The 22,179-nt window shown below is 67.9% G+C and carries 19 protein-coding genes; 13 read left to right on the top strand and 6 right to left on the bottom strand.

Annotation, left to right across the window (positions count from 1 at the left end):
* Positions 1-126: 126 nt before the first annotated feature.
* Positions 127-1,032 (top strand): NAD(P)H-binding protein, encoded by a 906-nt coding sequence (locus FHR56_RS18150; RefSeq protein WP_160947489.1) that lies wholly within the window; start codon positions 127-129, stop codon positions 1,030-1,032.
* A 29-nt stretch (positions 1,033-1,061) separates the two neighbouring features.
* Here the strand turns inward: FHR56_RS18150 and mnmE are convergent, their stop codons facing one another.
* The 5 genes from mnmE to rpmH form a co-directional block, all read right to left on the bottom strand.
* The gene (mnmE, locus tag FHR56_RS18155) at positions 1,062-2,405 is read right to left on the bottom strand and encodes a tRNA uridine-5-carboxymethylaminomethyl(34) synthesis GTPase MnmE (RefSeq protein ID WP_160947490.1); all 1,344 of its coding nucleotides are present in this window, start codon (positions 2,403-2,405) and stop codon (positions 1,062-1,064) included.
* A 31-nt stretch (positions 2,406-2,436) separates the two neighbouring features.
* The gene (locus tag FHR56_RS18160; RefSeq protein WP_160947491.1) at positions 2,437-5,178 is read right to left on the bottom strand and encodes a tetratricopeptide repeat protein; all 2,742 of its coding nucleotides are present in this window, start codon (positions 5,176-5,178) and stop codon (positions 2,437-2,439) included.
* Positions 5,179-5,276: 98 nt separating this feature from the next.
* On the bottom strand, positions 5,277-7,007 hold the full coding sequence (yidC, locus tag FHR56_RS18165) for a membrane protein insertase YidC (protein WP_160947492.1): 1,731 nt from the start codon (positions 7,005-7,007) through the stop codon (positions 5,277-5,279).
* 18 nt (positions 7,008-7,025) lie between these two features.
* Positions 7,026-7,463 (bottom strand): ribonuclease P protein component, encoded by a 438-nt coding sequence (rnpA, locus tag FHR56_RS18170; RefSeq protein WP_160947493.1) that lies wholly within the window; start codon positions 7,461-7,463, stop codon positions 7,026-7,028.
* Between the two features lie 38 nt (positions 7,464-7,501).
* Positions 7,502-7,642 carry a 50S ribosomal protein L34 gene (gene rpmH, locus FHR56_RS18175; protein ID WP_003469983.1) on the bottom strand — a complete coding sequence of 47 codons (141 nt, stop codon included), beginning with the start codon at positions 7,640-7,642 and terminating at the stop codon, positions 7,502-7,504.
* 261 nt (positions 7,643-7,903) lie between these two features.
* On the opposite strand from rpmH, the gene dnaA reads away from it, so the two are divergent.
* From dnaA to FHR56_RS18235, 12 genes are all read left to right on the top strand, one after another.
* A complete protein-coding gene (gene dnaA, locus FHR56_RS18180; protein WP_160947494.1) occupies positions 7,904-9,244 on the top strand; it encodes a chromosomal replication initiator protein DnaA in 1,341 nt (446 codons plus the stop codon).
* A gap of 274 nt (positions 9,245-9,518) precedes the next feature.
* The gene (dnaN, locus tag FHR56_RS18185; RefSeq protein ID WP_010340416.1) at positions 9,519-10,619 is read left to right on the top strand and encodes a DNA polymerase III subunit beta; all 1,101 of its coding nucleotides are present in this window, start codon (positions 9,519-9,521) and stop codon (positions 10,617-10,619) included.
* Positions 10,620-11,103: 484 nt separating this feature from the next.
* Positions 11,104-12,204 carry a DNA replication/repair protein RecF gene (gene recF / locus FHR56_RS18190; RefSeq protein ID WP_184502711.1) on the top strand — a complete coding sequence of 367 codons (1,101 nt, stop codon included), beginning with the start codon at positions 11,104-11,106 and terminating at the stop codon, positions 12,202-12,204.
* A 113-nt stretch (positions 12,205-12,317) separates the two neighbouring features.
* A complete protein-coding gene (gyrB, locus tag FHR56_RS18195) occupies positions 12,318-14,780 on the top strand; it encodes a DNA topoisomerase (ATP-hydrolyzing) subunit B (RefSeq protein WP_184502712.1) in 2,463 nt (820 codons plus the stop codon).
* 78 nt (positions 14,781-14,858) lie between these two features.
* The gene (locus tag FHR56_RS18200; RefSeq protein ID WP_184502713.1) at positions 14,859-15,710 is read left to right on the top strand and encodes a CPBP family intramembrane glutamic endopeptidase; all 852 of its coding nucleotides are present in this window, start codon (positions 14,859-14,861) and stop codon (positions 15,708-15,710) included.
* Between the two features lie 69 nt (positions 15,711-15,779).
* Positions 15,780-16,586 carry a M48 family metallopeptidase gene (locus FHR56_RS18205; RefSeq protein ID WP_184502714.1) on the top strand — a complete coding sequence of 269 codons (807 nt, stop codon included), beginning with the start codon at positions 15,780-15,782 and terminating at the stop codon, positions 16,584-16,586.
* Between the two features lie 147 nt (positions 16,587-16,733).
* Positions 16,734-17,927 carry a tetratricopeptide repeat protein gene (locus FHR56_RS18210; RefSeq protein ID WP_184502715.1) on the top strand — a complete coding sequence of 398 codons (1,194 nt, stop codon included), beginning with the start codon at positions 16,734-16,736 and terminating at the stop codon, positions 17,925-17,927.
* A gap of 266 nt (positions 17,928-18,193) precedes the next feature.
* Entirely contained in the window at positions 18,194-18,754 is a 561-nt protein-coding gene (locus FHR56_RS18215) for an energy transducer TonB (protein WP_184502813.1), read from the top strand.
* Positions 18,755-18,850: 96 nt separating this feature from the next.
* Complete coding sequence (gene exbB, locus FHR56_RS18220) at positions 18,851-19,615, top strand: TonB-system energizer ExbB (protein ID WP_019796135.1); 765 nt, start codon at positions 18,851-18,853, stop codon at positions 19,613-19,615.
* 40 nt (positions 19,616-19,655) lie between these two features.
* Positions 19,656-20,081 (top strand): biopolymer transporter ExbD, encoded by a 426-nt coding sequence (locus tag FHR56_RS18225; protein ID WP_010340666.1) that lies wholly within the window; start codon positions 19,656-19,658, stop codon positions 20,079-20,081.
* Positions 20,082-20,084: 3 nt separating this feature from the next.
* The gene (locus FHR56_RS18230) at positions 20,085-20,498 is read left to right on the top strand and encodes a biopolymer transporter ExbD (protein WP_010340665.1); all 414 of its coding nucleotides are present in this window, start codon (positions 20,085-20,087) and stop codon (positions 20,496-20,498) included.
* A 317-nt stretch (positions 20,499-20,815) separates the two neighbouring features.
* A complete protein-coding gene (locus FHR56_RS18235) occupies positions 20,816-21,223 on the top strand; it encodes a biopolymer transporter ExbD (protein WP_184502716.1) in 408 nt (135 codons plus the stop codon).
* Between the two features lie 193 nt (positions 21,224-21,416).
* Here the strand turns inward: FHR56_RS18235 and FHR56_RS18240 are convergent, their stop codons facing one another.
* Positions 21,417-22,169 (bottom strand): pyridoxine 5'-phosphate synthase, encoded by a 753-nt coding sequence (locus FHR56_RS18240; RefSeq protein WP_184502717.1) that lies wholly within the window; start codon positions 22,167-22,169, stop codon positions 21,417-21,419.
* Positions 22,170-22,179: the final 10 nt, after the last annotated feature.

The following is a 22,179-nucleotide window of genomic DNA, read 5'->3' on the forward strand; positions in this document are numbered from 1 at the left end:
TACCTCGAGGTAAGCAGGGGCGGAGAAAGTGCCGTCTTTACAGGTCGGCCGAGGTCTCTAGGATAGACCAGGTTCCTTTTCCAGACCAAGGCGTCCAGCGACGCCCCCTTCCTCAGGAGACCTGTCATGTCCGCATCTTCCGACTCCCTGCTCGTCACCGGCGCCGGCGGCCACTTCGGCCAGCGCGTGCTCGCGCACCTGCTCGACACCCTGCAGATCGCGCCATCGCGCGTGGTGGCGATGACCCGCCAGCCCGAACGCCTGGCCGCCTGGGCGGCGCGCGGCGTGGACGTGCGCCACGGCGATTTCGACGACGCCCCCTCGCTCGACGCAGCGTTCCGCGGCGCCGGCCGCTTGCTGCTGATCAGCACCGACGCACTGGACCGCCCCGGCCACCGCCTGCAGCAGCACCAGGCGGCGATCGCCGCGGCCGAGCGCGCCGGCGTCGGCCACCTGGTCTACACCTCCTGCCCAGAACCGCACGGCTCGCCGCTGCTGTTGGCCACCGACCATGCCGGTACCGAAGACGCCCTTGCCGCCAGCGCCCTACCCGCCTGGACCGTGCTGCGCAACCACTGGTACTTCGAGAATCTGTTCATGAGCCTGCCGTCGGTGCTGGCCTCGGGCCAGTGGTACAGCGCAGCCGGCGATGGCGGCATCGCCCACATCGCCCGAGACGACCTGGCCCGCGCTGCCGCGGTCGCCCTGGCCAGCGGCGACGGCAAGCGCACGCTCACCCTCAGCGGCGCCCGCGCCTACACCACCGCCGAGATCGCCGCACTGGTCGCCCAGGTCCTGGACGTACGGATCCAGGTGGTGCCGGTGCCGGTCGAGGGCCTGGTGCAGGGCATGGTCGGCGCCGGCCTGCCCGAGCCGGTCGCGCGCGTCTATGCCTCGTTCGACACCAACACCGCGGCCGGCCGCGTCGCCACGGTCACTGGCGACTACCAGGCGCTGACCGGGCAGGCACCGCTGCCGTTCGAACAGTGGCTGCAGGACCAGCGCGCGCAGCTGGCGGCGTCGAAGCCGTAAGCAGGCTCGGTGGCGCGCGCGCGTGCGCGCTACTTGCCGATGCAGAAGCTGGAGAAGATCCGCCCAAGCAAGTCGTCGGCGCTGAGCGTGCCGACGATCTCGCCGAGCGCGGCATGCGCCAGGCGCAGTTCCTCGGCGGCCAGTTCCAGGCGTTCGTGCTGCAGTTCGGCGACGGCCGCGTCGGCATGGGCGGCGGCCCGCTGCAGCGCATCGACGTGGCGCGCACGTGCGGAGAACTCGCCGTCGCTGCCCTCGCCGGCCGCGGCGCCAGCGATCGCGCGCAATTGCGCGTGCAACTGCTCCAAACCACTGCCGGTGGCGGCGGAGACATAGACGCGCTCGGCGCTGGCGGCAGGTACAGCAGCGAGCAGGTCGCTCTTGTTGTGGATCCACAGGCGCTGCGGCACCTCGGCGATGGCATCGGCGATCGCCGCCTGCCCGGCCCCGGCCTCGCGCGCATCGAGCACGATCAGCGCCAGGTCGGCGCGCTGCAGTTCCTGGCGCGCGCGGCGCATGCCCTCGCGCTCGATCGCATCGCCGCCCTCGCGCAGGCCGGCGGTGTCGACCAGGGTCAGTTCCACGCCATCCAGGCGCACGGTCTCGTGCAAGGTGTCGCGGGTGGTGCCGGCGATGTCGGTGACGATGGCGCGGTCGCTGCCGGCCAGCGCGTTGAGCAGGGAACTCTTGCCGGCATTCGGTGGGCCGACCAGCACCGCGTGCAGGCCATCGCGCAGGCGCCGGCCGCGTTCGGCGTCGACGCGCAGCTGCGCCAGATCCGCGCGCGCCTGCTCCAGCCCGGCGCGGACCTGCGCACCGCCCAGCGTGTCCAGCGCCTCGTCGGCGAAATCGATCGCCGCTTCGATATGGATGCGCAGGCGGATCAGCTGTTCGGCCAGGTCGTCGACGCGGCGCGAGAACACCCCGTCCAGCGAGCGCCGCGCCGCACGTGCCGCGCGCAGGTCGCCGGCAGCGATCAGGTCGGCGATCGCCTCGGCCTGGGCCAGGTCGAGCTTGCGGTTGAGGAAGGCGCGTTCGCTGAACTCGCCCGGACGTGCGGGACGCGCGCCGAGTTCGCAGCAGCGCGCCACCAGGTGCCGCAGCAGCACCGGGCTGCCATGCGCCTGCAGTTCCAGCACGTCCTCGCCGGTGAAGCTGCGCGGCGCCGGGAACCACAGCGCGATGCCGTCGTCCACGACCTCGCCATGCGCGTCGCGGAAACGCGCGTAGCGGGCGCTGCGCGGCACCAATCCGCCAAGACCGAGACCGGCGGCAACGGCCGCCGCCGCCGGACCCGACACGCGCACCACGCCGACACCGCCCGCACCAGGGGCAGTGGCGATGGCGGCGATGGTGTCGGTGGCGGAAGACGGCATGGCGAGGGCGGCAGGTTGGTGGTGCGGTGGATTAGAGCGTCTGCAACTGGCCACGGACGTAGGCGGCCGATGCACCATTGGGTTGCAGTTCCAGGTAAGTCTGGAAGGCGCGCTTGGCCTTGGCGGCATCGCCCAGCTGGCGGTAGGCGTCGCCCAGGTTGACGTAGGCCACCGCGCGCGAGGGGTCGATCTTCAGCGTGTTCTCCAGCCAGCGCACGGCCTGCGCGTACTTGCCCTGGCGATAGTAGATGAAGCCCAGGTTGTTGGCCGCCAGCGCGAAGTCCGGGCGCAGCTTCAGCGCCTCGGTGAACTGCGCTTCGGCCTCGTCGTAGCGCTTCTCCTTGTACAGCTGCAGGCCGCGGTCGTTGGCGCGCTGCGCGCGCTGCCGGTCGGACACCGGGCCGGCCGCCGCCGGCACCGCCAGCGGCCGCTCGCCGCCCTGCAGGTCCTTGACCACCACCGCCGGTTTGGCCGGGGCGGCCGGCGCGTCGGCGCTGCTGGCGCCGGCGTTCGGCGTCGCGGTCGATGCCGGCGCGGCCGCATCGACGCGGTCGTTCATCGCGATCGCCGCCGAGGACAGTTGCTGCGTGCTGGCGGTGAGGAATTCCTCGCCCTCCGGCACCTGCAGCACGAACTCGCCGCCCTGCGAACCGGGCAGGCTGCCGAACGCGGGCGTCTGCTGCGAGATGCTCGACACCGCCGGCGCCACGTAGGCCGCCAGCTCGGTGCCGGTGATCAGGCCGTCGCCGTTGAGGTCGGCCTTGCCCGACAGCGCCTGCAACAGCACCCAGGTGAACACCGAATGGCCGTTGGGGCCGCTGTCGGCCACCTGCTGGTCGGCGCCGCCGGCGGTGAGCATCTGCCGGGCGATGCGCCGCGCGTTCTCGCGCAGGTAGGCGCTGGTGCCGCCGCCGCGGGTCAGGCCCAGGCCGCTGTAGCACGCGTCCATCACGAACAGCACGTGCTTGGCTTCCAGGCTTTCGGCGATGTCCTGGATCTCGGTCATCGGAATCGCGTCGGTGGCGAACTGCGCCGGGTCCGAATCAGCGGGGATGATGTAGCCGAGGTCGCGTCCGGAGGCCAGCTTGCGGGTCGCGCCATGGCCGGCGAAGAACACGAACACGCGATCGTTCTTGCCCACGCCGCCGTGCGCGAGCCGATCGTGGAAGGCGGCCAGGATATTGTTGCGGGTGGCTTCCTGGTTCTTCAGCACGATCACCTGCGACGAGGGGAAGCCGAAGCTGCCGGTGAGCGTCTGCGCGATCGCCTGTGCATCGTTGGCCGCGTACTGCAGCTTGGGCCAGTGCGCGTAGTCGTCGATGCCGATCACGATCGCCCACGACTTGTCGTAGCCGCTGGTCACCGCCGGTGCGGCAGCGTTGCTGGCCGCGCGCGCCACGCTGAAGTCGCGCCCGTTCCAGGCAGCGAACTGGTAGCCGTCGGCGCTGAGCCGGTCCAGGATCTGCGGCAGCGCCTTGACCGTGCGTTCGTGGATGTCGTGGAACAGCAGGATGCCGCGCTGCTCGCGGCCGACCTGCTCGAGCACGCGCTGCACGATCGACTCCGGCACCGGGTCGGCCCAGTCCAGCGAATCCACGTTCCACATCACCGACTTCAGCCCGGCCTCGCCGAGGATCTGCATGCCCTCGGCGTTGCGCGCGCCATAGGGGAAGCGGAACAGCGGCGCACGCTTGGCATCGACCGCGCGCAGCATGCGGTCGGTGTCGAGGATCTGGCTGCGCAGCGCGGCGCCGGTTTCCTTGGACAGTTGCGCGTGGGTCAGGCTGTGGTTGCCGACGGTGTAGCCCTGCTCCATCAGGCTGCGGCTGACGTTGGCCAGCGGCGACAAGTCGACCTTGCCATCGGGCTCCAGCTTGCCCAGGTTGCGGCCGACTTCGAAGAACGTGGCCGGCACGTCGTAGCGCTTGAGGATGGCGACGATCTCGTCGGTGTACGCGCGGTGCGGGCCGTCGTCGAAACTCAGCACCACGGTCTTCGGCGGGAGGTCGCGGCCGAACACCTCTCGGTCGCTGTCCTTCATCGACATCGGGTACGGCGTGATCACGCCGTAGTCGCGCAGGATCGCCTCGCGCGTGTACAACGTGCCCAGGTGGGCGACGTAGTCCTCCCACTTCTCGCGCTTCTGCACGATCGCGCGGGTGCGATCGAAGCGGCTGAAGATCGCGGTGATCTCGCGGTTGTAGGTGCGCTCGATTTCGTCGAGCGCCTCCAGGTCCTCGCCGATGCGCTGGTGCAGCTTGATCGCCGGCAGCGAGGAATCCTTGCCGATGCGCAGCTGCCAGTCGGCGAGAATCTCGCGGAATGCCAGGCGGTCGGCGTCGTACAGGTCCAGTGCCGATTCGACGTAGTCCAGCAGGCTGCCGACCGCGGCGAAGCGCTGCGGATCGGGCAGCGCCAGCAGCGCGTCGAACTGCCTGGCCAGCGTTTCGCGGCGCTCCAGGCCCTCATGGAACAGCTGCTGTCCGACGCTGCTGGAGGTCTGCCGGTCGGCCGGCGATTGTCCGGCCTCGTCGGCCAGCAGCACGATGATCTTGCGCTGCGCCGCCAGCTGCGCCTGCAGGCCTTGCAGCAGCGCCGTGGCCTGGGTCTGCAACACCGGCGAGCCGGGGATGGCGATCGCCGCCTCGGGCGATGCGGGCTTGGCGGCCGCCGTCTCGCTGCCGGCCGGCGAGCGCTGGCAGGCGGCCAGGGCCAACGCGAGCAGGCCGATCACGGCCACGGATGGCGACAACGGACGACGGCGCTTGCGCATGACCAGGGACTCGCGAGCAAGACGGTGCGGAAACGCACACGCCGGCGCCTCCCCCGGCCGCATGCGCAACGCCCGCCGGAGGGCGGGCTTTGTCGGGTTTACTTCTTGGCCTTGGCCGGCGGCTTGCCGCTGCCGCCACCGCCGGCCGTGGCCGGTTCGCCGTGGCGCTTGGTCATCCACCACTGCTGCAACAGGCCCAGCGAACCGTTGGTGACCCAGTACAGCACCAGGCCGGACGGCACGAAGGCCATCATCACGCCGAACACCAGCGGCATGAACTGCATCATCTTGGCCTGCACCGGATCCATGCCCGGCGACGGCGTCAGCTTCTGCGTCAGCCACATCACCGCCACGTTGATCACCGGCAGGATGAAATACGGATCGCGCGCGGTCAGATCCTGGATCCAGGCGAACCACGGCGCCTGACGCAGTTCCACCGACTCCACCAGCACCCAGTACAGCGCGAAGAAGATCGGCATCTGGATCAGCACCGGCAGGCAGCCGCCCATCGGGTTGATCTTCTCCTTCTTGTACAGCTCCATCATCGCCGTCTGGAACTTCTGCTTGTCGTCGCCGTAGCGCTCCTTGAGCTGCTGGATGCGCGGCTGGAACTTGCGCATCTTGGCCATGCTCTTGTACTGCGCGGCCGACAGCGGATACAGGATCAGCTTGAGCAGCACCACCAGGCCGACGATCGACCAGCCCCAGTTGCCGAGCAGGCTGTGCAGATGGCTGAGGATCCAGAACAGGCCCTGGCCCAGCATTGCGGGCAAAGTGAAGCGGCTGTAATCGACGACGCGATCCAGGCCCTGCACTTGTTCCTTAGCAATTTGGTTGACCAACTTCGGCCCAACCCACAACCGCGCTTCGGTGCTTGCGCTGGCGCCCGGCTCCACTGTGAAGCCCGGGCCGCGCGTTTCGATCACGTGGCGCGGACCGTCATTGGACAGCACAAACAGGGATTGCTGATCAGCCTGCGGAATCCAGCTTGTAAAGAAGTGATGCTGCAGCAGTGCGATCCAGCCGCCCTTGATGGTTTGGTTGAGCGGACCATCTTCCATGTAGTCCTTGAACGCCCTGCGCTGGTAGCCGTCCTGCTTGCTGAACCAGGTGGCGCCGTTGAAGCTGAAGGAATCCGGATTGGTCATGCCGCGGCTGACGATGGTCGGCACCCGGCTCAGCTTGCGGAACACATAGCCCTGCCACGGCTTGCTGCCGTGGTTGATGACCTCGTCGTGCACCTGCACCGCGTAGTGGCCACGCTGCAGGGTGTAGACGCGGCGGATGCTGACGCCGTCCGGGCCGTTCCACACGAACGGCACCTGCAGGCTGTCCTGGCCCTTGGCCAGCACGTAGTCCTGGCCCGGCTGCTCGGGGCGGAAGCCGCCCGGACCCGGCGACGGCGAGTTGTGCTCGCCCACCCAGCCGCTGATGGCGGTGTACGGATGCGCCGGGTCCTCGGTCAGCAGTTGCACCGGCGGGCTGCCGGGCTGCTTGGTCTGCGGGAACAGCAGCAGGTCGGCGTCGAACACGCTGCGGCCATCCAGGGTCAGGCGCAGCACGTCGGTGGTGACGGTGACCCGCGGCGCGGCGCTGGCCGCGGCGGTCTCGGGCGTGGTGCTGGCCGGCGCAGTGCCGGGCACCGTGGCCTGCGGCACCGCGGGCGCATGCGTGGCGCCGGCGTCGGCGTCCTGCGCCGGCGGCACCGTGGTCGCCGCCGCGACCGTTGTCGCAGTGGCGTTCGGCGCATGCTCCTTGTTCCACTCCATCCACAACAGCGCCGCGACCATCAGCCAGGCGAAAATCAGGAAAAGGCGGGTCTGGTTCATCGGACAGGCAAGCTCGGCTCAGCCAGAAGCGGTTTCTGACGTGGAAGTGGGGGAAGAAGGACGGAGAGGCGGCGGCATTGTGCCGTCCGCGGCCGGGGCCGGCAATGCGCCGGCGCGACGCAGCAGGCGCTCATAGGCCTGGCGCAGTTGCACGCCGCTGGCCTGGGCGGCGGCGCTGCGCGCCACCACCACGTAATCGCCGGGCGCCAGCCACGGCAACAGCTGCCGCGTGGCCTCGCGCAGCACGCGCTTGATGCGATTGCGCACGACCGCGCGCTTGTCGACCTTGCGCGACACCGCCAACCCCAGTCGTGCCGGGTGCGGCGCACTGCGCCAGTGCAGGCTCATCAGCGGCTCGGAGCAGCGGCGCGCGGCATCGAACACGACGCGGTATTCCGCAGACGTGCGAACCCGCGCAGAGCGAGGAAATCGCCTACGCGGGTCGGGAGGATTCACGGTCCGGATTGCAGGCGCCGCCTGGGGCGGCGAAGCAATCAAGCGCTCAGGCGCTTGCGGCCCTTGGCGCGGCGGCGGGCCAGGATCTTGCGGCCGTCGGCGGTGGCCATACGGGCACGGAAGCCGTGGTCGCGCTTGCGCTTGAGGTTGCTGGGCTGGAAGGTGCGCTTGGTGGCCATCGGGGCGCTCTGATCTGAATGGGGCGGAAAGAACCGGAAATTCTATAGGACCACTCACGGCGCGGTCAACTCCCTGTACCTGCTACGCCCGTCAGGCCCCCGCCGCGGCCTGTGGATGGATCTGTGAATAGCCATGGGAAAACCATTCCCGACCCTGCGCGCCGGTGGTAGTCTGATCCATCCGCTTTCCTCTCCCACCGGCCGAATGCGCCGCGCCCGAGCGCGCCCTTCATGCCCGGTCTATCGACGAATTTAGATCTGATGGATGCTTGGCCCCGTTGCCTGGAACGTCTGGAAGCCGAATTTCCAGCCGAGGACGTTCACACTTGGTTGAAACCGCTGCAAGCCGAACAGCGCCATGACAACAGCATGGTGCTGTACGCCCCGAACGCCTTCATCGTCGAGCAGGTGCGCGAGCGCTACCTGCCGCGCATCCGCGAGCTGCTGACCTACTTCGCCGGCAGCGGCGAGGTGCTGCTGCAGGTCGGCTCGCGCCCGCGCGCGCCGGAACCGGTCGCCGCCCCGCCCAGCGAGGCCGCCGCCGCGCGCACGCCGGCGCCGCCATTGCTGGAGCCGTTCGCCGGCAATCTCGATTCGCACTACACCTTCGCCAACTTCGTCGAGGGCCGCAGCAACCAGCTCGGCCTGGCCGCAGCGGTGCAGGCCGCGCAGAAGCCCGGCGACCGCGCGCACAACCCGCTGCTGCTGTACGGCGGCACCGGCCTGGGCAAGACCCACCTGATGTTCGCCGCCGGCAACGCCATGCGCGAGCAGAACCCGAATGCGCGGGTGATGTACCTGCGTTCGGAACAGTTCTTCAGCGCGATGATCCGCGCGCTGCAGGACAAGACCATGGACCAGTTCAAGCGCCAGTTCCAGCAGGTGGACGCGCTGCTGATCGACGACATCCAGTTCTTCGCCGGCAAGGACCGCACCCAGGAAGAGTTCTTCCACACCTTCAACGCGCTGTTCGACGGCCGCCAGCAGATCATCCTGACCTGCGACCGGTATCCGCGCGAGGTCGAGGGCCTGGAGCCGCGGCTGAAGTCGCGCCTGGCCTGGGGCCTGTCGGTGGCGATCGATCCGCCCGATTTCGAGACCCGCGCGGCGATCGTGCTGGCCAAGGCGCGCGAGCGCGGCGCGGAAATCCCCGACGACGTGGCGTTCCTGATCGCCAAGAAGATGCGCTCGAACGTGCGCGACCTGGAAGGCGCGCTCAACACGCTGGCCGCCCGCGCCAACTTCACCGGCCGCGCGATCACCACCGAGTTCGCCCAGGAAACCCTGCGCGACCTGCTGCGCGCGCAGCAGCAGGCCATCGGCATCCCCAACATCCAGAAGACCGTGGCCGACTACTACGGCCTGCAGATCAAGGATCTGCTGTCCAAGCGGCGTACGCGCTCGCTGGCGCGGCCGCGGCAGGTGGCGATGGCGCTGACCAAGGAACTGACCGAACACAGCCTGCCGGAAATCGGCGACGCGTTCGCCGGGCGCGACCACACCACCGTGCTGCACGCCTGCCGCCAGATCAAGCACCTGATGGAGACCGACGGCAAGCTCCGCGAGGACTGGGACAAGCTGATCCGCAAGCTCAGCGAGTAGGGCGGCGGCCGGTGCGGAGGACGCCGGATAAATCGGTGCATGACTTCGCGACAAATCCGGGAGAAACTGTGGATAAAGCGCGACGCGGCGGCGACGGCAAAACTATCCACAGGTTTCCCCACCAGTTCCGGGACAGTAGTACACGGGATTGGGAGCGCCAAAAATTCTTTGTTTTCAGTCGCTTGAGCTACATTTGCACCGAATTTCGCTCTACCATCACCACCAAGCTTTTGATTTATTCCACATCTTTTAAAGCATAGGGGCACGGAACCACATGCGTTTCACACTGCAGCGCGAAGCCTTCCTCAAGCCATTGGCGCAAGTCGTCAATGTGGTCGAACGCCGCCAGACCTTGCCGGTTCTGGCCAACTTCCTGGTGCAGGTGCAGGGCGGCCAGCTGTCGCTGACCGGCACCGATCTGGAAGTGGAAATGGTCTCGCGCATTGCGGTCGACGATGCCCAGGACGGCGAAACCACGATCCCGGCGCGCAAGCTGTTCGAGATCGTGCGTGCCCTGCCAGACGGCAGCAAGGTCACCGTGTCCCAGTCCGGCGACAAGATCACCGTGCAGGCCGGGCGCAGCCGCTTCACCTTGGCCACTCTGCCCGCCAACGACTTCCCGTCGGTCGACGAAGTCGAAGCCACCGAGCGCGTGGTGGTGCCGGAAGCCGCGTTGAAGGAACTGATCGAGCGCACCGCGTTCGCGATGGCGCAGCAGGACGTGCGCTATTACCTCAACGGCCTGCTGTTCGACCTGCGCGACCAGACCCTGCGCTGCGTGGCCACCGATGGCCATCGCCTGGCGCTGTGCGAGACCGAGTTGGAGAACGCTGGCGGCGCCAAGCGCCAGATCATCGTGCCGCGCAAGGGCGTGACCGAGCTGCAGCGCCTGCTGGAAGGCGGCGAGCGCGAAGTCGAACTGGAAGTCGGTCGCGCGCACGTGCGGGTGAAGCGCGACGATGTCACCTTCACTTCCAAGCTGATCGATGGTCGCTTCCCCGACTATGAAGCCGTGATCCCGATCGGTGCCGACCGCGAGGTCAAGCTGGATCGCGAAACCCTGCGCGCGGCGCTGCAGCGTGCGGCGATCCTGTCCAACGAGAAGTACCGCGGCGTGCGCGTGGAAGTCTCCCCGGGCCAGCTGAAGATCAGCGCGCACAACCCGGAGCAGGAAGAAGCGCAGGAAGAAGTGGAAGCGGACACCAAGGTCAGCGACCTGGCGATCGGCTTCAACGTGAACTACCTGCTCGATGCGCTGTCCGCGCTGCGCGAGGAGTTCGTGGTGATCCAGCTGCGCGACGCCAACTCGTCGGCGCTGGTGCGCGAAGCCAGCAGCGCCCGCTCGCGCCACGTGGTGATGCCGCTGCGTCTCTGACGTTCTCGCTTCGTGTTCCACGTGGAACACGCGCGAAAAGCGACCCGGCCTTGTGCCGGGTTTTCTTTTTGTCGCTTGGGACGAAGCACTGCAAGGCGCATTGAGCTGGATCCGCGCAGGCCAATGACCGACGAGGTGGATCCATTCGGTGCGCGCGCAGGTCATCGACGGAGACGCTGTCCGGCTCGGCGCAAGGACATCGAGGGACGGCTTCGACGCCAAGCACATCCCGTCGTCGATGAACCGGAAGCAGCGCCCCTTCCTCCATGTCTTGCGGCTTGCGTTTCGACGCAGCGCACCGCCGTTGGGCTAGGCCGCGAGCTGCCTGGCTCAGCGGGACATAACGAAATCGGTATGACGTAGCGTGCCCCCGCACGGGATTGCCCGACCAACGCGACCCAACCGTTTTGGGTATGCTGCCGCCCTACCCCACAGCCTTCGATCTGCGTGCGCCCGGCGCGAGCGCTTTCGCCTCTATCCCCGCATGCACGTCTCTCGCCTCGACTTTCACCATCTGCGCCGCTTCGTGACGCTCGAGTTGGCCCCTGCGCCCGGGCTGAACCTGATCACCGGCGACAATGGCGCCGGCAAGACCACGGTGCTCGAGGCGATGCACCTGATGGCCTATGGCCGCAGCTTCCGCGGCCGTGTGCGCGATGGGCTGGTCCGCCAGGGTCAGGAGGCGCTGGATGTCTTCGTGGAATGGCAGGAACAGGCCGACGATGCTGGCGCGACCCGCCGGCGGCGCGCCGGGCTGCGCCACAGCGGCCAGGAATGGCGCGGCCGGCTCGACGGGCAGGACGTCGCCCACCTCGGCACACTGTGCGCGGCACTGGCGGTGGTCACCTTCGAGCCGGGCAGTCATCTGCTGGTCAGCGGTGGTGGCGAGCCGCGGCGCCGCTTCGTCGATTGGGGCTTGTTCCACGTGGAACCTGACTTCCTGTCGCTATGGCGGCGCTATGCGCGGGCACTCAAGCAGCGCAACGCCCTGCTCAAGAGCGGCGGCAGCGGCGCGGCGCTCGACGCCTGGGATCACGAACTGGCCGAGGCAGGCGAGCCGCTGACATCGCGCCGCCAGGATTACCTGGACCGCCTGCTGCAGCGCCTGCTCGCCCTTGCCCCCGATCTGGCGCCGGCGTTGGGGATCGCGCATCTGCAGTTCGCGCCCGGCTGGCGCCGTCAGGAGGTTTCGCTGGCCGATGCGCTGCTGCTCAATCGCGAACGCGACCGGCAACTGGGCTATACCTCGGCCGGGCCGCACCGCGCCGACTGGAGCCTCAGCTTCGCCGAGATCCCCGGCCGCGACGCGCTTTCCCGCGGGCAGGCCAAGCTCACCGCCCTGGCCTGCCTGCTGGCGCAAGCCGAGGACTATGCCGAGCAGCGCGGCGAGTGGCCGGTGATTGCCTTGGACGATCTGGCCTCGGAACTGGACCGCCACCACCAGGGCCGGGTCCTGGAGCGGCTGCGTGCCGGACCGGCCCAGGTCTTCGTCACCGCGACGGAAACGCCGCAGGCGCTGGCCGACGCCGGCCTGCCGATCGCGCGGTTCCACGTGGAACATGGCCAGATCCTGGCCGTTTCCTAGGCCGCCACGGGTCCGGCGGCCCGGGCTGCTATAATTTCTGCCAATCCCCTATCCAGCGGCGCGAACAGGCCCCGGCCTGTCTTCGCCGCCTCGTGGAGCCTACGGCACGCGCAATGACCGACGAACAGAACACCCCGGCAAGCAACGGCAACTACGACGCCAATAGCATCACCGCCCTGGAAGGCCTGGAGGCGGTCCGCAAGCGGCCCGGCATGTACATCGGCGACGTCCATGACGGCACCGGCCTGCATCACATGGTGTTCGAGGTCGTCGACAACTCCATCGACGAAGCCCTTGCCGGGCATGCCGATCACGTTGCGGTGACCATCCACGCCGACGGTTCGGTGTCGGTGTCCGACAACGGCCGCGGCATCCCGGTCGGCAAGCACGCGCAGATGAGCGCCAAGCTCGGCCGCGAGGTCTCCGCCGCCGAGGTGGTGATGACCGTGCTGCACGCCGGCGGCAAGTTCGACGACAACAGCTACAAGGTGTCCGGCGGCCTGCACGGCGTCGGCGTCAGCGTGGTCAACGCGCTGTCGGAGAAGCTGCTGCTGGACGTGTTCCAGGGCGGCTTTCACTACCAGCAGGAATTCAGCAACGGCGCGGCCGTGGCGCCGCTGGCCAAGCTCGGCGAGACCACCCAGCGCGGTACCACGGTGCGCTTCTGGCCGTCGGTGGTGGCCTTTCACAACAACGTGGAATTCCACTACGACATCCTGGCCCGGCGCCTGCGCGAACTGTCCTTCCTCAACTCCGGGGTCAAGATCGTGCTCGCCGACGAGCGCGGCGAGGGCCGCCGCGACGACTTCCACTACGAGGGCGGCATCCGCAGCTTCGTCGAGCACCTGGCGCAGCTGAAGACCCCGCTGCACCCGAACGTGATCTCGGTCACCGGCGAGCACAACGGCATCACCGTGGAAGTGGCACTGCAGTGGACCGACTCCTACCAGGAGACGATGTACTGCTTCACCAACAACATCCCGCAGAAGGACGGCGGCACCCACCTGGCCGGCTTCCGCGGCGCGCTGACCCGCGTGCTCAACACCTACATCGAGCAGAACGGCATCGCCAAGCAGGCCAAGATCAACCTGACCGGCGACGACATGCGCGAAGGCATGATCGCGGTGCTGTCGGTGAAGGTGCCGGACCCGAGCTTCTCCAGCCAGACCAAGGAAAAGCTGGTCAGCTCGGACGTGCGCCCGGCGGTGGAGAACGCCTTCGGTGCGCGCCTGGAGGAGTTCCTGCAGGAGAACCCCAACGAGGCCAAGGCCATCGCCGGCAAGATCGTCGATGCCGCCCGCGCCCGCGAGGCCGCGCGCAAGGCAAGAGACCTCACCCGCCGCAAGGGCGCGTTGGACATCGCCGGCTTGCCCGGCAAGCTGGCCGACTGCCAGGAAAAGGATCCGGCGCTGTCGGAGCTGTTCATCGTCGAGGGTGACTCGGCGGGCGGCTCGGCCAAGCAAGGCCGCAACCGCAAGAACCAGGCGGTGCTGCCGCTGCGCGGCAAGATCCTCAACGTCGAGCGCGCGCGCTTCGACCGCATGCTGTCCTCCGACCAGGTCGGCACGCTGATCACCGCGCTGGGTACCGGCATCGGCCGCGACGAGTACAACCCGGACAAGCTGCGCTACCACCGCATCATCATCATGACCGACGCCGACGTCGACGGCGCGCACATCCGCACCCTGCTGCTGACCTTCTTCTACCGGCAGATGCCGGAACTGATCGAGCGCGGCTACGTCTACATCGGCCTGCCGCCGCTGTACCGGCTCAAGCAGGGCAAGCAGGAGCTGTACCTGAAGGACGACAATGCGCTCAACGCCTACCTGGCCAGCAGCGCGGTCGAAGGCGCGGCGCTGATCCCGGCCAGCAACGAGCCGCCGATCACCGGCGCGGCGCTGGAGAAGCTGCTGCTGCTGTTCGCCAGCGCCAACGAGGCGGTGGCGCGCAATGCGCACCGCTACGACCCGGCGCTGCTGACCGCGCTGATCGATCTGCCGCCGCTGGACGTGGCCCAGCTCGAGGCCGAGGGCGAGGCGCATCCGAGCCTGGAGGCGCTGCAGGCGGTGCTCAACCGCGGCAGCCTGGGCTCGGCGCGCTACAGCCTGCGTTTCCAGGCCTCCAACGCGCAGCGTCCAGCTACCCTGCTGGTGGAGCGCCGGCACATGGGCGAGGAGACCACCTACGTGGTGCCGATGGCGGTGTTCGAGAGCGGCGAGCTGCGTCCGCTGCGCGAGATCGCGCGGGAGCTGCACGGGCTGGTGCGCGAGGGCGCGCAGATCGTGCGCGGCAACAAGACCCAGGCCATCACCAGCTTCGCCCAGGCCTACGCCTGGCTGTTCGAGGAGGCCAAGAAGGGCCGCCAGATCCAGCGCTTCAAGGGCCTGGGCGAAATGAACGCCGAGCAGCTGTGGGAGACCACGGTGAACCCGGACACGCGCCGCCTGCTGCAGGTGCGCATCGAGGACGCGGTCGCCGCCGACCAGATCTTCAGCACCTTGATGGGCGACGTGGTCGAACCGCGCCGCGACTTCATCGAGGAAAACGCGCTGAAGGTCGCCAACCTCGACATCTGACCGCGGCGGCGGTCGCCCCGGCGCGTGCCGGGGCCGGCTGCCCTCCGTGCCTTCCGCCCGCTTCCGCGCAGGACCGCGATGACCGCACCGCCGCCGTTGCCCGCCGCTCCGCTGTCTTTGTCCTCCCCGCCGGCGCCGACCCGTCCGCGCCGGCCGATCCTCGGTTTCTTCCTCGACGTGCTGCTGGCGGCGGTGGTGCTGCTTGGGGTGAGCGTGCTGTGCGGCCTGGTCTGGGGCGTGCTGCGCGGCTTCCAACTGGCCATGCAGCTGAAGGCGCAGGGCATTCCCGCCGATCGCCTGGCCACGCTGGTCGCGCAGCAGGTCGGCCAGCCGGGCGCGCTGGCGCAGCTGCTGATCGCGCTGGTCAGCACCCTGTCCGCGGCGCTGTTGCTGTACTTCCTGCGGCGCCCGGCCAGTGCCGCCGAGCGCCGCGCCTCGTGGCAGGCGGCGCGCGTGCCGTCGACCTGGGGCTGGGTGCTGCTGGTCGCGGCCGGGGTGTTCTTCGGCAGCGCGGCGATCTCCGCGGTGTCGGCGCAGTTCGGCATCAAGCCCGAACCCACCAACCTGCCGCTGATGCGCGAGGCGATGGCGCAGATGCCGTTGTTCCTGATCGTGTTCGCCGTGGTGATCGCCCCGGCCTACGAGGAACTGCTGTTCCGCCGCGTGCTGTTCGGGCGGCTGTGGGATGCCGGCCGGCCACGGCTGGGCATGCTGCTCAGCGGCGCCGCCTTCGCCCTGGTGCACGAGGTGCCGGGAACCACCGGCAACAGCCTGGCCGCGACCGCCCAGCTGTGGCTGGTCTACGGCGGCATGGGCGCGGCGTTCGCCTGGCTGTACAAGCGCACCGGCACCCTGTGGGCGCCGATCGCCGCGCATGGGCTCAACAACGCCCTCGCGGTGGCCGGGCTCTATTGGTTTGGCGCAACCTGAAGGTTTGTTTGACGAAATGTTAAGACGTGGCCCCCCACACTGCGAGGCGTGTTAGGAGGGGGGGACCGTATGAAGCAAGTGGTACTTGGCGCGTCGTTCGCGATGCTGCTGGCAGCGTGTGCGACGACGACATCGCCAACCGGGCGCACCCAGGTCGTCGGCGGCATCTCGCAACAACAACTCGACCAGATGGGCGCGCAGGCGTTCGCCGAAGCCAAGGCCAAGGAACAGCTGGACACCGATCCCAAGCGCAATGCGTACGTGCGCTGCGTGGTCAACGCGCTGGTCGCGCAACTGCCCGACCAATGGCGCGGCACCGGCTGGGAAACCGCGCTGTTCAACGACAAGGAACCCAACGCGTTCGCCCTGCCCGGCGGCAAGGTCGGGGTCAACAGCGGCATCTTCAGCGTGGCCAAGAACCAGGACCAGCTCGCCGCCGTGCTCGGCCACGAGATCGGCCACGTCATCTCGCGTCACCACGAAGAACGCATCACCCGCCAGCTCGGCGCGCAGGCGGGTCTGAGCGTGATCGGCGCGCTGGCCGGCGCGCGCTACGGTCAGGGCGCGGCCGACACCGTCGGCCAGGTCGGCGGCATGACCGCGCAGACGCTGTTCCTGCTGCCGGGTTCGCGCCAGCAGGAAACCGAGGCGGACATCGTCGGCCAGCGCCTGATGGCGCAGGCCGGGTTCGACCCGGCGCAGGCGGTGGATCTGTGGAAGAACATGATGGCCGCCGGCGGCGACCGTCCTCCGCAATGGCTCTCCACCCACCCCGATCCCAGTGCCCGCATCGGCGAGCTGCAGCGCGACGTCGCCGCGCTGGAACCGGTGTATGCGCAGGCGCGCAGCGCCGGCAGGACGCCCAAGTGCGGCTGAGTCGGTCGTCGTCCCCGCGCCTGTCACAGAAAACGCATCTAAAAACGTTTTCACGGCGTACAGGTTTCTGATAGGTTTGCTGGCTCGGCCGAGGAATGGCCGCTCCGTCTTCCGTGCCGCTCCGGGCGGTTTCCACCGAGGTGACCCATGAAATTCCGCATCCGCAAGCAAGCGTTGTTGTCCCTGGTGATCGCAGGTGCCCTCGGTGGCGCGGTGGTGACCGATGCCGCTGCGCAGAGCGATCGCTCCGACCACCGCTCCTCTCGCAACGCGAAGACCGAGAAGGCGGCGGTGCTGTTCCCCAACGCCGAGCGCAAGGAGCCCAACGGCAAGCCGTCGTCCAAGCTCGGCAGCAAGCTGCAGAAGCTGATCGACACCTACAACAAGGGCGAGGACTACGCCTCGGTGCGCACCCAGGCCGACGAGATCCTGGCCAACAGCGGCGCCAACGAGTACGACAAGTCGCTGGCCGCGCAGCTGGCCGCGCAGGCCGCCTACAACCTCGACGACAGCAAGGCCGCGCAGGCGTACCTGAAGCAGGCGATCCAGTTCAACGGCCTGGACAACAACGGCCACTTCCAGTCGATGCTGATGCTGGCGCAGTTGCAGCTGCAGGACGACCAGACCGCCGAAGGCCTGGCCTCGCTGGACAAGTTCCTCGCCGAGTCCAAGTCGACACGTCCGGAAGACCTGATCCTCAAGGGCCAGGCCCTGTACCAGGCGCAGCGCTACCAGGAAGCGATCCCCGTGCTGAAACAGGCGATCGCCGCCTCGCCGGAGCCGAAGGACAGCTGGAACCAGCTGCTGATGGCGTCCTACGCCGAAGCCGGCCAGACCGGTGAGGCGGTCAAGGCCGCCGAGGCGCTGGCCGCCAAGTCGCCCAACGACAAGAAGGCCCAGCTCAACCTGGCCAGCATGTACATGCAGGCCGACCAGATGGACAAGGCCGCAGCGGTCATGGACAAGCTGCGTGCCGCCGGTCAGTTGACCGACGAAAAGGAATACAAGCAGCTGTACTCGATCTACGCCAACACCGAGGGCCACGAAAAGGACGTCATCGCGGTCATCAACGAAGGCATGCAGAAGGGCATTCTGAAGCCGGACTACCAGACCTACCTCGCCCTGGCGCAGTCGTACTACTACACCGACCAGCTGCCGCAGGCGATCGAGAACTGGCAGAAGGCCGCGCCGCTGTCCAAGGACGGCGAAACCTATTTGAACCTGGCCAAGGTGCTGCATTCGGAAGGCCGTGTGGCCGAAGCCAAGCAGGCCGCGCAGCAGGCACTGGCCAAGGGCGTCAAAAAGCCCGAAGACGCCAAGAAGATCATCAACCTGAAGTAGCACGCAAAAAAAGCCCCCGACGACCAGTGCTGAAAGTAGTGCAGGTAACAGGGATTGGTATAAGCTTGGAGGTTCCTGCGGTGTCATCGCCGCGTGAACTTGGATCCCGCTCCACAGCGGAATCCGCCCCCCTTTAATCGAGTCATTGGCGCATGACGGAACAACTGGTCATCCATCGGCAGTACGACAAAGATGACGCCTCCGGCCTCAGCTGGCCGCGCATCATCGGTATTGCCTTCGTAATCGCGCTGCATCTTGCGGCGCTGATGTTGCTGCTGATTCCGGCCGTTGCGCCCAAGGCGGTGGCGGAGAAGGAACGCAACATCATGGTCACCCTGGTGGATGCACCGCCGCCGCCTCCCCCGCCGCCGCCGCCGCCGCCGAAGCCGCCGGAAACTCCGCCGCCGCCGGTGAAGAACCTGGCGCCGCCGAAGCCGACCCCGCTGCCGCCGCCGCCGGAAGCCCCGGTGATCGACGTGCCGGAGCCGCGCCCGAACGACGTGGTTACCCCGCCATCGCCGCCTGCGCCGCCGTCGCAGCCGACCGACATCGGCGCGAGCGTCGATATCTCGTCGAAGAACATGAACCCGCCGAAGTATCCGCCGGCCGCATTCCGGTCGGGCGCGCAGGGCGAGGTGATCCTGATCATCGATGTCGATGCGAATGGTAACGTGACGAACGTTGCCGTCGAGAAATCCAGCCGCAACCGCGACCTGGACCGCGCCGCCATGGAAGCAGCGCGCAAGTGGCGGTTCAATGCCGCTATGGCTAATGGACAAAAGACCGCCGGCCGCGTCCGCGTCCCGGTCAACTTCGCGCTGAACTGATACAAGGGTTCGCGGGCCGGCGCACCGCCGGTCCGCACGGCCTGTCTACTCTTTGCACCACCCTCATCACCACCACACACAACAAAGGTAAGCGTCATGCTGCAGGAAATTTTCATCGCCGCTGCTGCGGGGGGCAACAACGCATCGAACGCCCTGTCGCAGATGGGCTTCGAGCACCTGATCACCGAAATGACCTCCAAGCCGGGTGACTTCGCCGTCTCCTGGGTGGTGCTCATCACCCTGATCATCATGTCCGCCTCGTCCTGGTACTGGACGATCATCAACATCTTCCGCGCCACCCGCCTGAAGAGCCAGGCCGACCGCGTCACCAGCCTGTTCTGGGACACCCCGAACGCGCAGGACGCCATCCGTGCGATGGAAGAGCAGCCGGCTTCCGAGCCGTTCTCGAAGATCGCGCTGGACGCCGCGCAGGCCGCTGCGCACCACCAGCGCGCCGAAGCCGGCGCCGGCACCGGCCTGGGCGAGACCCTGAGCCGTTCGGAGTTCGTCGACCGCGCCCTGCGTCAGGCCGTGACCCGCGAAAGCACCAAGCTGCAGTCGGGCATGACCCTGCTGGCGACCGTCGGTGCGACCGCGCCGTTCGTCGGTCTGCTGGGTACCGTGTGGGGCATCTACGGCGCGCTGATCAAGATCGGTGCCACCGGCTCCGCCTCGATCGACGCCGTGGCCGGCCCGGTCGGTGAAGCGCTGATCATGACCGCGATCGGTCTGTTCGTCGCGATCCCGGCCGTGTTCGCCTTCAACTTCTTCAGCAAGGTCAACAGCTCGGTGATCGCCAAGTTCGACACCTTCGCTCACGACCTGCACGACTTCTTCGCCACCGGTTCGCGCGTTCGCTGATCCCGGCTAAGTCGTCCACGCAACGTTAACGGAGCCCGTTATGGCTTTCAGTAGTGGTAACAGCGGCGGCCCCATGGCCGACATCAACGTCACGCCCCTTGTGGACGTGATGCTGGTGCTGCTGATCATCTTCATCATCACGGCACCGCTGATGTCCCACAAGGTCAAGGTGGAACTGCCCCAAGCCAACTTGAAGCAGGATCCGGACAAGGACGACAAGCGTTCGAATCCGATCACGCTGGCGGTCAAGGAAGATGGGTCGCTGTACTGGAACGATGAGCCGATCTCCAAGGAAGCTTTGGAGTCGCGCTTCTCGACCGCCGCACAGCAGACCCCGCAGCCGCCGCTCAACCTGCGTGGCGACCGCACCACCAAGATGCGCACGATCAACGAGATCACCAAGATCGCGCAGAGTCAGGGCATGCTGGACGTCGGCTTCGTTGCGACCAAAGAGAAGGGGAACTGAGCCATGGCGTTCAGCTCAGGAGGCGGCCGTGGTCCCATGGCCGACATCAACGTCACGCCGCTGGTCGACGTGATGCTGGTGCTGTTGATCATCTTCATCGTCACCGCGCCGATCATGACGTACCCGATCGACGTGGATCTGCCGCAGCGGGTCATCAACCCGCCGCCGCAGTTGCGCGATCCGCCGCCGCCGATCGATCTGCGGATCGATGCGTCGAACCAGGTGTTCTGGAACAACAGCCCGGTGGCGGTGAGTGCGCTCCCGCAGATGATGGAAAACGAAGTCCAGCGCGATCCGACCAACCAGCCGGAACTGCGCATCGATGCCAATCCGGATTCCGAGTACGAAGTGATGGCCAAGGTGCTGGCCGCCGCCAAGAACTCGGACATGAAGAAGATCGGCTTCGTGCAGCAATAAGCTTCACCGCAATTCGCTTCACCGCAACACCTCAGTCATGACGCGACTGCAAACGCCACCGGCAACGGTGGCGTTTTTTTTATGCGCGGACGGACGCCATCCCCTGCCCGTTCGCCAGGCGTGCCAGGTCCGGCCGAATACGCTGGAGCGACATGCGTCCGATTGGTTCGGACACGCGCCTCCCGTCCATCCTGCAGCCTGCTTGTCCGCCGCCCGGGCCAGGCCGTCACGCCGACCACGCCATCCTTCCCCCTCGCGCACCGCCGCGTAGCAGGTGTAGGCTGGCAGCGCGACACCACACCCACAGGAGGCTGGCCATGGCGTTCAGTGCTGCAGGGACTCGGGGACCGCTGGCGGAGATCAATGTCACCCCGCTGGTCGATGTGATGCTGGTGCTGTTGATCATTTTCATCGTCACCGCGCCGATGCTGACGCGGACGATCGCCATGGACCTGCCGCAGCGCGATTCGAGGCCGACGCGACCGCTGCCACCACCCGAGCCGATCGAGTTACGCCTGGATGCGAGCGGGCAACTCTTCTGGAATGCCATCCCCCTGCCCTTGCGCGAACTGCAGCCGCGATTGCAGGAAGCGATGGCACAGGCCGGCAACAACGCACCGGATGTGCGCATCGATGCCAGCCCGGATGCCGACTACGACGCCATGGCCAAGGTGCTGGCGGCGGCGAAAAACGCCGACGTGCAGCGCATCGGCTTCGTGCAGTAACAGGCCGCCCGCGATGCGACGCCACTGTTCCGGTGGCGTCGCGCCTGGCAACGCGCGTCCCCCTGGTTGCGGGAGGCAGCGGAAACCCCACGCTGACCGGACTGCGCTGATCGCTACTGTCTTGCAGAACGCGATCGCGTCCGCGCAGCGTGCAGGCCAGCAGGGTGCGCACGCCTCGCGTGGTCGGCCTGGCTCAGCGTGCGCCCGCCAGCACCGCCAGATAGGCCTTCACCGTGGCGTCGAGCCCGGCGTAGAGCGCCTCGCCGATCAGCGCGTGGCCGATCGAGACCTCCAGCACCTGCGGCACGTTCGCCAGGAATGCGCCGAGATTGGCCTGGGCCAGATCGTGGCCGGCGTTGACGCCCAGACCGGCCGCCTGCGCGCGGCGTGCGGCGTCCGCGAACGGCACTGCCGCGGCGCTGTCGCCCCGCTCCCACGCTGCGGCATAGGGGCCGGTGTAGAGCTCGATGCGGTCGGCGCCCAGTTCGGCCGCGACCGCCAGCTCGGGATTGTCGGCATCGACGAACAGGCTGACCCGGCAGCCCAGCGCTTTCAGTTCGGCGATCAGCGGGCGCAGGCGCGCACTGTCGCGGCCGAAGTCGAAGCCGTGGTCGGAGGTGAGTTGGCCGTCGCCGTCGGGCACCAGGGTGGCCTGTGCCGGGCGGGTCTGCGCGCACAGGGCGATCAACCCGGGATAACCGGGCCGCGGCGGTGCGAACGGGTTGCCCTCGATGTTGAATTCGACGCCGCGGTCGCGGATCAACTCGGCCAGCGCCAGCACGTCTTCGGCATGGATGTGGCGGCGGTCCGGGCGCGGGTGCACGGTGATGCCGTGCGCCCCGGCATCCAGGCAGGCGCGCGCGGCCTCGAGCACGCTGGGCAGGTCGCCGCCGCGCGAATTGCGCAGCACCGCGATCTTGTTGACGTTGACGCTGAGCTTGGTCATCGCCGGCGTG

Origin of the sequence: Xanthomonas sp. F10 (genome assembly GCF_014206815.1) — a bacterium.
GTDB lineage: Bacteria > Pseudomonadota > Gammaproteobacteria > Xanthomonadales > Xanthomonadaceae > Xanthomonas_A > Xanthomonas_A indica.